10 protein-coding genes and 2 pseudogenes are annotated in these 9,168 nt (G+C 61.6%); 1 reads left to right on the forward strand and 11 read right to left on the reverse strand.

Annotation, left to right across the window (positions count from 1 at the left end):
* Positions 1 to 107 precede the first annotated feature (107 nt).
* Together MTR66_RS19900 and MTR66_RS19905 are read right to left on the reverse strand one after the other, a co-directional pair.
* Complete coding sequence (locus MTR66_RS19900; RefSeq protein ID WP_243924246.1) at positions 108 to 587, reverse strand: hypothetical protein; 480 nt, start codon at positions 585 to 587, stop codon at positions 108 to 110.
* Positions 588 to 1,874: 1,287 nt separating this feature from the next.
* Positions 1,875 to 2,785, reverse strand: a pseudogene (locus MTR66_RS19905) (IS5 family transposase).
* Positions 2,786 to 2,851: 66 nt separating this feature from the next.
* Here MTR66_RS19905 and MTR66_RS19910 point away from each other — a divergent pair.
* Positions 2,852 to 3,001, forward strand: a pseudogene (locus MTR66_RS19910) (IS481 family transposase); the annotation flags it as partial.
* On the opposite strand, the gene MTR66_RS19915 reads toward MTR66_RS19910, so the two are convergent.
* The 9 genes from MTR66_RS19915 to MTR66_RS19955 form a co-directional block, all read right to left on the reverse strand.
* Complete coding sequence (locus MTR66_RS19915) at positions 2,998 to 3,411, reverse strand: hypothetical protein (RefSeq protein WP_243924247.1); 414 nt, start codon at positions 3,409 to 3,411, stop codon at positions 2,998 to 3,000. The pseudogene MTR66_RS19910 and the gene MTR66_RS19915 sit on opposite strands and share 4 nt — an antisense overlap.
* Before the next feature lie 10 nt (positions 3,412 to 3,421).
* Positions 3,422 to 4,687 (reverse strand): DNA/RNA non-specific endonuclease, encoded by a 1,266-nt coding sequence (locus MTR66_RS19920; protein WP_243924248.1) that lies wholly within the window; start codon positions 4,685 to 4,687, stop codon positions 3,422 to 3,424.
* Positions 4,688 to 4,738: 51 nt separating this feature from the next.
* Positions 4,739 to 5,635, reverse strand: coding sequence for a DUF1521 domain-containing protein (locus MTR66_RS19925; RefSeq protein WP_243924249.1), 897 nt, complete (start codon positions 5,633 to 5,635; stop codon positions 4,739 to 4,741).
* 73 nt (positions 5,636 to 5,708) lie between these two features.
* A complete protein-coding gene (locus MTR66_RS19930) occupies positions 5,709 to 6,134 on the reverse strand; it encodes a hypothetical protein (protein ID WP_243924251.1) in 426 nt (141 codons plus the stop codon).
* Positions 6,135 to 6,272: 138 nt separating this feature from the next.
* On the reverse strand, positions 6,273 to 6,557 hold the full coding sequence (locus MTR66_RS19935) for a DUF6683 family protein (protein WP_243924253.1): 285 nt from the start codon (positions 6,555 to 6,557) through the stop codon (positions 6,273 to 6,275).
* A gap of 18 nt (positions 6,558 to 6,575) precedes the next feature.
* A complete protein-coding gene (locus tag MTR66_RS19940; RefSeq protein WP_243924255.1) occupies positions 6,576 to 6,932 on the reverse strand; it encodes a hypothetical protein in 357 nt (118 codons plus the stop codon).
* A 135-nt stretch (positions 6,933 to 7,067) separates the two neighbouring features.
* Positions 7,068 to 7,811, reverse strand: a complete 744-nt coding sequence (locus MTR66_RS19945; protein ID WP_243924256.1) for a DUF6683 family protein — start codon at positions 7,809 to 7,811, stop codon at positions 7,068 to 7,070.
* Between the two features lie 43 nt (positions 7,812 to 7,854).
* The gene (locus MTR66_RS19950; RefSeq protein ID WP_243924257.1) at positions 7,855 to 8,589 is read right to left on the reverse strand and encodes a DUF6683 family protein; all 735 of its coding nucleotides are present in this window, start codon (positions 8,587 to 8,589) and stop codon (positions 7,855 to 7,857) included.
* Positions 8,590 to 8,638: 49 nt separating this feature from the next.
* On the reverse strand, positions 8,639 to 9,168 hold a 530-nt coding region (locus MTR66_RS19955; protein WP_243924258.1), incomplete at its 5' end, for a DUF6683 family protein.

The raw sequence follows: 9,168 nt of genomic DNA on the forward strand, positions 1-9,168 counted from the left end.
TAATCTACGCCGCGATCTGCGCCAAATGTTCTGACGACGGACACGCGGTGTCCTTGTCGCTGCTGATGTTCAAGGAAGATTCTTGCAGTTGCGTCGGAATTCCCATGCTAAAATTCCGCCCCGTAGCGGTCCACGATCATGGCGGACGCCACCGGAAATGCATCACGCATCGTCAGACGGCCCAAAATCCAATCCAGACGTTGCGCCGACGCCTCGTAGTTGGGAAAACCCGACAGGTCGTACTCATATCTGACATAGCCCTTAAGCTCAAGACAGAGGCATACGAGATGACGCCAACCGGCTTCAAAGATTTCGTGCCCGCCTGCGCTACGGCTTAGTCCCACTTGTAGCTTCGTTAAAAATTGATCTGCCGCCACGACCGCCGATGCGTGTGTGGGGTCCGTGAGCGCGATGCGATAGTGCGGGCCAGCATTGCCATGGGCCCACATCGCCGCAAGACTAGGCAAATTTGGATGGTGGGGGTTTTGCCCAACGAGGGTCTGAAGATCGAGAGGAATGAAAGATCCGTTTGAAGGGTGGTTATGGTGCAGCACAATCTCAGCTTCTGCCAAAAGCGCCCGCTCCAAAGCGGAGGTTAGATCGGCGCCGGGACGCGCCTCATGCCATTGCGCTACCAGGTCGCCGGTTGAGAGATCATAGGCATAGATGGCCTCGCCGACGCCGCTATGCCGCTATGCCGCTTCACCTCTTCAGTGATCCAGGAATGCGCAATCAAGTCGGATGGATGTGGAAATGGTACAAAACGAGTTGCAGGCACAATTCTTCTTTCGATCTCGTCAAGTGGACCATATCGTCGAGGAAGCGGGGCGGACTCAAGAGATTTAAAACTGGCCGACGTAGGCCACCTCATAGGTGAAGGTCCGCTTCCTGGCGCTGTAAAGCCGTAGCTGAACGGCAAAGGTGGGGGCATAAAGCCGACCGGCAGGTTTGCCAGAACCGAATGGCGGGTTTCAGCGAAAGCCGAGGCTCACGTCGACTACGCTGAATGTCTTGATCTGGTCGCAAGCGGACTTGACTTCCAAAATGTTGGGGGGAGCTCATCCTTGCTCTTCCCTCTACCGATTTGACTGCCTCAAACTCCCCGATCGTTCGCTACCAACGCCAAAACCAACTGCAACTTCTAACTGTAACAAACCTCGTCAAGCACCGCAGACCCGAAAAATGCGGTTCCTCAGCGCTTCACCTTCCGAAAGGCCCTAGGTAGGACCGGCGATTTCTCAGGCAGATGCCACGCTAGGGCGGCACCGAGAGGCGCTCAGAAGCAATAGGAGGACTGGACGGCCCGCGGACATCGGACCGCGCCGACGCGCTCACAGGACTCCACAGAGCAAATAGTGACCAGGCCAACGCAGTCACGCCCGTAATCCACGCCAAGCGCGCCGCAGTGGAAAAAAATGGCCCCCATCGGAAAAAGAAGGGGGCCACATCGGGGGCCATGATTTCCGCGAAATATCAGAATGCTAGGGTTTCAGCGCCAGTGTGGAGACTTTTCGCCTCCTGCAACCGCACCACCACCCACTCCCGATAGTTCCGAGACGTACAAAAAACCTTGTTAATCAGGGTTTTGTTGCATCCATCAACCATAAGCTTCCTCTTTGTTCTCACATATACTCAAGCACTTTGGGGGTATTCAATGTTGACGGATCGCGAATGCAAGGCTGCGGGTCCGTCGATGAAGGACCGCAAGCTCTTCGATTGCGGAGGACGTATTGACGATGGCCCCCCGCCAGTTGCGAGCATGGCCGGCACTTGATGCCGGATGCAGTTGAACATTCTGGTCGGGTTGGCGCGAAGCGGCGGCTTTTTTGCACAAATAGGCCTGTGTTTAGCTTTCCTGCTTTGAAGGCAGGCGGTTACGCGATGCGTTGAGTATGAGGCGTTCGGAGTACGGTGGAGCGGTTGAGGAGGCTGCACGGATTTGCAGCCCGGCAACCTGACGATCAAACTCTCGCGCCATGACGCGTTCACCCAGCAGCTTGAAACAATGCATCTTGGTCTCGACGCGGCTGCGCAGGTGATAGCCGCTCCAGCGTTTCCAGATCGTTCGGCCAAGACGACGGCAAGCCCGAACGGTTTCATTGCGAGCATCGATGCCCGGCGTGTTCTCGGGCCAGGCTTTTGCATTACGGCAAGCGGATATGACCGCGCAGGCATCGCGTGCGGCAATTGCGTCGTAGCAGTCCCTTGTATCGTAAGCGCCATCGGCTGCTCCTTGGGAATCTGCCCCAGCAATTCGGGAAGCATGGGAGCATCGACGATCCGGCTGCCGGTAACTTCGACGGCCCGGATCTCCAGTGTTCGGGCATCGATGCCGAGGTGGACCTTGCGCCACTGTCGGCGCTTGGAAGGGCCGTGTTTGCGCGCGCACCATTCACCGTCGCCCACGGCCTTGATACCAGTGCTGTCCACTAATAGGTGTAGCCCTTCCGAACTGGAACTGCAGGGAATTTCAACGAGCAGGCTTTTCTGCCTCCGGCTCAGCGTGCTGAAGTCCGGCACCGGCCAATCTAGCCCTGCCATCTCCAGCAGGCTCGCAACCATGCCCGTGGTCTGACGCAAGGGCAGCTGAACAGCGCCTTCAGCGTCAGACAGGCTGGATCGCGGCATCCGAAAACACGGGTTGGCGCCCGCGCCTCCCGGCCGGCGCCGACAGCCACTGCATTCCAGGATCAAACCAGACGTGAAGCGAACCTCGCTTCGCTAGCGCTGCGTTGTACGATTTCCAGTTCGTCGTGCGGTAGACTGCGGGGGCCGGCTTGCTCATCGCCACCCACTAACAACCTGGATCCACAACCGGAATCCTTCCATCTTTTGTGCAACAAAGCCCCACGACTTCATAAATGCCTACGATTACGATCGGCGCCTGAAAACCCTGTGCGGCCTCACTCCCTACGAATACATCTGCAAATGCTCCACAACCGAGCCAGACCGCTTCAGCCTAAATCCGCACCATCAAATGCCCGGCCCTCGCCGCCCCTAGCTGCCCGCCATTTCGCGGCGGTAGTGATCCAGATAATTGGCCAGATAGTCCTGCCAGTCCTTGTCCCATACACCGTTCAGGCGGCGCGGCGCTTCGTGGCGGAGTTCGAAACGGAATTGCCCCGGATGATCGATACGCAGCACGAAGCCGCCGATGGTCTCGCCCGCCTCGTCGCGGCGCTGGCAGTAGAGGGCGACGGCAGCATCGATGGCCGGTTGCGAGAGATAGAACTGCTCGCGCGAGAGCGTGCCGCCCGCGTCCTTGCGGATGAGCAGGGCCAGGTAGTCCGTATCGAACCCGCCGTCCTGTTCGAGCACTTCGAAATCGACGATCGCATGGACCCAGTCCGCAGTGCCAAAATCCTGCGCAACCGCGCGGACAACGGCTTCCATGCAAGCGGTGAAATCCATCGGGCAGGCCTTACTTGTTGGTGAACTGGCGAGTGATCCAGTCTCCTCCCTCGACGCGGTACTGGGCGCGGAAACTGTCAGGACGATTGCTGGCGTTGGCGGCATCATATTGCGCGGTGATCCTGACTTCAACCGTGCGCCCGTCCCCGGCCAGATCGGCAACCGTATTCTCGAACCGCTTGAACGCGCCCTGGTTGAGATTGGCCGTGCCGTCTCCCAGCGGCTTGCCGTTGCCGGGCACGACGTTGAGCCGGTTGGTCTGCCCGCCGAAACGGTCGGCGATGAGATGGAAGCCGACGTCGGTGGGTTTGCCCTCGTGGCCGATTTCGGCCTGCAGCGCCGGATCGTTGCGGCCCGTCGGGGTGAGATCGAGCGTGCCTTCGGCCACGTCCACGCGCCCGCGGGCATCGGTGGAATAGCTGTAGGCGCCATATTCGTAGCGGGTATTGGGTGTGGCGGCATTGGCGGCGGCATTGAAATCGTCCGCATTGTCGAAGCGGCGCACGCCGCCTTGCAAGGCCCTCTGCGCTGCTTCGTCCACCTGCCGCGCGCCGGGGGCGAAGAAGTCGTCGAGCTGGCGGCGCATCGCATCGATGGATTCGCGCGCGCTCGCGGGCATGGCGTCGAGCGCGGATTGCGGGATCCTGCCCACCGCGTCATGAACCGCGTGCAGCGCCGGTTCGACGCTTTCGCGCAAGGCTGGGTTATGGGCCACCGCGCTGACGGCGTCGGCAACGGTTCTGGCCCAGGGGCCGATCTTACCCGCCTTGGCGAGATCGCCGAGCGCGGGCACGATGCCGACCGCAGAGATACCGGCATTGGCAAGGTGTCCGCCCGCCGCGCCCCATTCTCCCGAAACGGCCGAGGCGATCGAGCGGCCGAGCGAGATGGCCGCGTTGCTGCCGTCCGAAATCGGAGTGGGATCGACAATCCCGGTAATGTCGAGCGCCATCTGCCCGAGATCGAGTGCAAGCGTGCCGGGATCGGGCGCCGCTAGTGCATTGTCGTTCGCCGAGGCGCGGGCGCTGTCGAGCGCTGCCGCGAACTGGCCCCGCTCGACCGGCGTCATCGTGGCTTCCATCTCCGCAATGGCCTGCGCTGCGGCTTCGGGATCGCTTTGCCGCTGGTTTTCGAGACCGGCGGCCAGCGCATTCATGTCCTGAGCGGCACTGCCGCTGCCGGTCTGGTCGAAGCCGCCGGAAAAGGCAGTGTTGCCGCCACCGGCATTTGCGGCGGATGGGCCAGATGCGTCCATGCTTCCAGCGGCTTCGACCATGACTGTCCTCCCTTCAGGCAGGCGTATTATGCGGCAGAGCGCCGGTCCGGCTCAGGCCAGTTCGGCCTGCCACAGGGCGCTGGTCGCGGCCGCGACCGAGGCTTCCGCCGCCGACTTGCTCATTTCCCCGACGATGCCGAAGAACAGGAAGGTGGACAGCGCCTGGCTGATCTCGCCAAGGCTCGCCATGGTGCTGCCGGGGCCGTAGAGCTGGCCGGGCTTGGTCATGTTGAGATCCTGCTGCGTGGCAACTTCGCCGGACAGTTCCGAACGCCAGCCCGATCCGGTGGCGTTTTCCTGCAGTACGAAGCCGTCGCGCGTTGCCATGTCGAGGGCGTAGCCGTTGTCCGACATCGACAGCGTCAGATCGCCCTTGGTCTGCTGGCTCACGCCGTCCACCACGATGGCCTGGCTGCCCTTGGTGATGGTCAGCGTCTCGGCATAGTAGACGTTCGGGTTGTTCTTGCCCTGCTCGGTGCCGATGGTGATCTTCGTGCCGTTTTCCAGCTCGAAGGTGGTCGTGCCCCAGAAGTCGAACTTGTGCTGGCCGTCCACGGAAACGTGGGGGTCACCCCAGATGCGGGTGCTCTCGCCGGTATTGGCGTTCTTGATGACGAGTTCCGAGCTGTTCTCGTTGATGGCGAGCGTGTAGCCGTCGCCCAGATCGATATCGGCCTGATGGTCGCCGTTCATGGAGGCGGTCCATTGCGCATCGGCGGCGGGCTCGAATGCCGTCTGACCGCTTGCGGTGGGAACCATCTGCCCGCCCTTCACCGAGACTTGCGAGGGGAGCTGCGCGGTGGCGAAGGCGCCTGCGTTCAGCGGCTGGCTGAACATGGCCATGATGCCGTTGCCGAGCGTCTGCGCGAACATGCCATCGGCCGGGGTGAAGGCCCCGCCGCCCAGAACATTGACGTTGATTGTCGTATTGAGATTGAGGTCGAACATGGTCGGTCGTCCTTTCCTTGCGATGAGCCGGTTCTGTGCCCCTGTCCGGCCGGGGATCGTGGGTGGGAAAGTATCAGGGCCGGGCGCTGGCCAGGGCCGAGGCGACTGTACGGAGCATTTGCGCCGTGCCTGCCGCGTCCGCCGGACCCTCGCCGTGCTGCGCCAGCGCGGTGTCGAGACGTTCGAGCGTGCGCCCGTCGGCCAGAGCCGCCATGTCGGTGGCGGCGGCCGTAGCGAGTTCGCCCAGCGCCTGTTCCAGCTCGACCGTCTCAAGCGGTGTCGCGCCCAGCGCGCCGCCGAGCCGGTCTGCCAGTTCAGCGAGGGGATAGGCGGCGTCCGGCTGCCGGTTGCCGCACGCGCCGAACTCGGCGCCGACGCGCGATGCGGCTTCGAAAGCCACGGCGCGCGCGGCAACGGCTCCGGGCTGTCCGGCGGTCTGGCTGCCGGTGCCAAGAACGCCAAAGGCGCGTGCGGTGGAGGTGATGTTTCCGATAGTCATGGCCCTGAGGTCCTGTCGTGTCTGCCCGGACATAGGACCATATGGCGGGGTTCAGGTCGCTGCGCGATCCGACTAGCGGGCTAATCGATTAGATTAGGAGAGGCCTTTGGGGGAACCGGGCATGCCCATCTCGCGGGATCAGTCTGCGCTGCGAAAACCCTCAGGCGTCAGTGTCATCGCGGAAAGATCGAGACCCATCTTGCGTGCGCCTTCGGCCACGGCCGCTCCGGTAAGGCGCAGTTTCTGCGGATCGTTCTTCGCGCTTTCCACGCTGCCATCGATGAAAACGGTCTGCATGATCAGCGCTTCCGTCATTTCCTGCTTGAGCGCGGGTGTGGCATTGCGAAATTGGGGGGCGCTTAGCAGCGCTTTGGCGGCCTGCCGTTTTACCGCCTGATAGGTGCTGGCCGGGCGGTTTCCCACTTTCCCGTGCGCGGCATCCTAGGCGGCGATCCACCATATCGCATAGGCATCGGCGACATTGTTGGCCTTGAGCCCGAGCGCGCCCATCAGCGTTTCGATCCTGGGGAAGAGCTGCCCGGCTTGCTCAGCAAAGGCCATCACCGAAGGGTCGCCGTTGGACTTCTGCACGAAGCGGGCGAGGTTCTGTTTGCGGCGCTGCGCTGAGGGCGAGAAGGTGAGCTTGGCTGAGGATGTGGCGCTGCTGCCTGCTGAGGACGCCCGCCGCTGAGGCGCTTCCTTGCCGGAAGTGGCCGGACATTTGCCGTTCGGGCACGGGTTCGTAACCACGGGATACAGGAGCGACGGGGCAAGGTTAGGGTTGAAAAGGCTGGGCATGTCCGCAGAAACCGGAGCGGATATCCAAAGGCAAGCAAGCGCCGAAAGAGTGAGGACACGGGCAAGCGGGCGGACAGAGGCCATCAAGAAAATCTCCGCAGCAACAGTTCTGAACAAGAGCGCCGCAAGCCGCAATCAGTCCGGCACCAAGCCATGGTCGCCCAGGGACATGGAACGCAAATCCAGGCCATAAGCTTTGCGGGCTGCTTCAGCGACGGTGTTTGTGATCTGGGCGCGCAAGGCCGGTTGTGCCTTGGCCGTTTCGGCATAACCACTGATGATGACGGCCTGAATCAGGTTCGCTTCGGCAAGCTGCTGTTTCATGGCGTCGGTTGCGTCGGCGAATTCCGGACTGGCGCCGATCGCACAGGCGACCTGATTGCGCAGTCCCTGCATCTGGGCGGGCGTCGGGTCGTCAGTGCTGGCCCGGGTCGCGAACCATGCGCTTGCCAGGTAAGCCGCAAGGGCGTCCGCCAGATTGTCGGTGCGCATTCCATAGCGCCCGAGTTGCTTTTGCACTTCCCCCATGACGTCCACGGACGTGAGCAAATGTTCAAGTTTGCCAGCGCTATCCGGATCGACGGCGCGAGTCTGTGCGATAAACTGTGCGAAATTTTGCTTTTGTGCCGCTGCACTGGGCCGATAGGAAAGCTGCGCTGAAGAGGGCAAGGTCGCATCAGAGCGCGCAGCCGAAAATCTCAAACTACGGGTGAGTGGCAGTCGCTCAGATGCACGTGCCGTCTCGGCATTTGTCACTGCGCTTTGTGACAACGTGTTAGTGAGCATTCCCATGTCGAACGTGCCATAAGTTTGCGCATTTACTGGTACTGTCGGTATGATCCCAGCAGTGGCAAGCGCAATCCAAGTTGCTGTTTTCACCTGCTATACTCCCGATTTATTCGCACGCTTTGCTGGGGCGGGATCACTGGCCGCTGCGAAAGCCTGCGGGTGTCAGCGTCATGGCGGAAAGGTCTATGCCCATCCGGCGCGCACCCTTGGCGACGGCCGCTCCGACAAGGCGCAGTTTCTGCGGGTCGTTCTTCGCGTCTTCCACGCTGCTATCGATGAAGACGGTCTGCGCGATCAGCGCCTCTGCCATTTCCTGTTTTAGTGCAGGTGTGGCTCCCTGAAATTGGGAAGAGCCGAGGATCGCACGGGCCGCCTGCCGTTTTACCGCCTGGTACGTGCTGGCCGGGCGTGTGACGGTTACACCGTGGGAGGCATCCCAGGCGGAAATCCACCACAGGGCATAAGTATCGGCCACGTTGTTGGCGCTCAGCCCGACCGAGCCCATCATCCTTTCGATCTTCGGGAAGAGTTGTCCGGACTTCGCGGCAAAGGCTTTCATCGAAGGATCGCCGTTGGACTTCTGGATGAAGCGGGCGAGGTTCTGTTTGCGGCGCTGCGCCGAGGGAGAGAAGGTGAGATTGGCTGAGGATGTGGCGCTGCTGCCTGCCGATGACATCTGGCGTTGAGCCGTCTCGTTACCGGAAACGGCCGGGCATTTGCCGTTGGGGCACGGGTTCAGGACGACCGGGTACATGATATCCGGCGTCGTCATTGGCGTGAAAACGATAGGCACGTCCGCCGCCGCCGGGGCGGACATCAGCGGGCAGAAGAGCACTGAAAGAGCGAGTGCGCGGGTAAGTTTCGTCAAAGCAAGCTCCACAGAAACAGTTCTGAATAAGGCAATTATTTCACTGCAATCAGTTCGGCACCAAACCATGGCTGCTCAGGGACATGGATCGTAAATCCAGACCGTAAGACTTCCGCGCGCCCTCCGCGACGGCGCTGGCGATCTGGGCGCGCAAGGCCGGTTGCGCCTTGGCCGTTTCGGCATAGCCACTGATGATGACGGCCTGGATCAGGTTCGCTTCGGCAAGCTGCTGTTTCATGGCATCGGTTGCGTCGGCGAATTCCGGACTGGCGCCGATCGCACGGGCAACCTGATTGCGCAGTCCGTGCATCTGGGCGGGCGTCGGGTCGTCGGTGCTGGCCCGGGTCGCGAACCATGCGCACGCGAGGTAAGCCGCAAGGGCGTCCGCCAGATTGTCGGTGCGCATTCCATAGCGTCCGAGTTGCTTTTGCACTTCGTTCATGACGTCCACGGACGTTAGCAAATGCTGGAGTTTTTCAGCGCCGTCCGGATCGACGGCGCGAGTCTGGGCGACAAATTGCGCGAAATTCTGTTTACGCACTGTGGCTCTCGGCCGGTAGGAAAGGCTGGCTGCGGAAG

This window comes from Novosphingobium beihaiense, assembly GCF_022832375.1.
GTDB classification, from domain to species: domain Bacteria; phylum Pseudomonadota; class Alphaproteobacteria; order Sphingomonadales; family Sphingomonadaceae; genus Novosphingobium; species Novosphingobium beihaiensis.

Bases quoted from the DNA above. Each gene is read 5' to 3' on its own strand.
- MTR66_RS19915 (WP_243924247.1), bottom strand. From the start codon at position 3,411: ATGGATTTCACCGCTTGCATGGAAGCCGTTGTCCGCGCGGTTGCGCAG.
- MTR66_RS19920 (WP_243924248.1), bottom strand. From the start codon at position 4,687: ATGGTCGAAGCCGCTGGAAGCATGGACGCATCTGGCCCATCCGCCGCA.
- MTR66_RS19925 (WP_243924249.1), bottom strand. From the start codon at position 5,635: ATGTTCGACCTCAATCTCAATACGACAATCAACGTCAATGTTCTGGGC.
- MTR66_RS19930 (WP_243924251.1), bottom strand. From the start codon at position 6,134: ATGACTATCGGAAACATCACCTCCACCGCACGCGCCTTTGGCGTTCTT.
- MTR66_RS19940 (WP_243924255.1), bottom strand. From the start codon at position 6,932: ATGCCCAGCCTTTTCAACCCTAACCTTGCCCCGTCGCTCCTGTATCCC.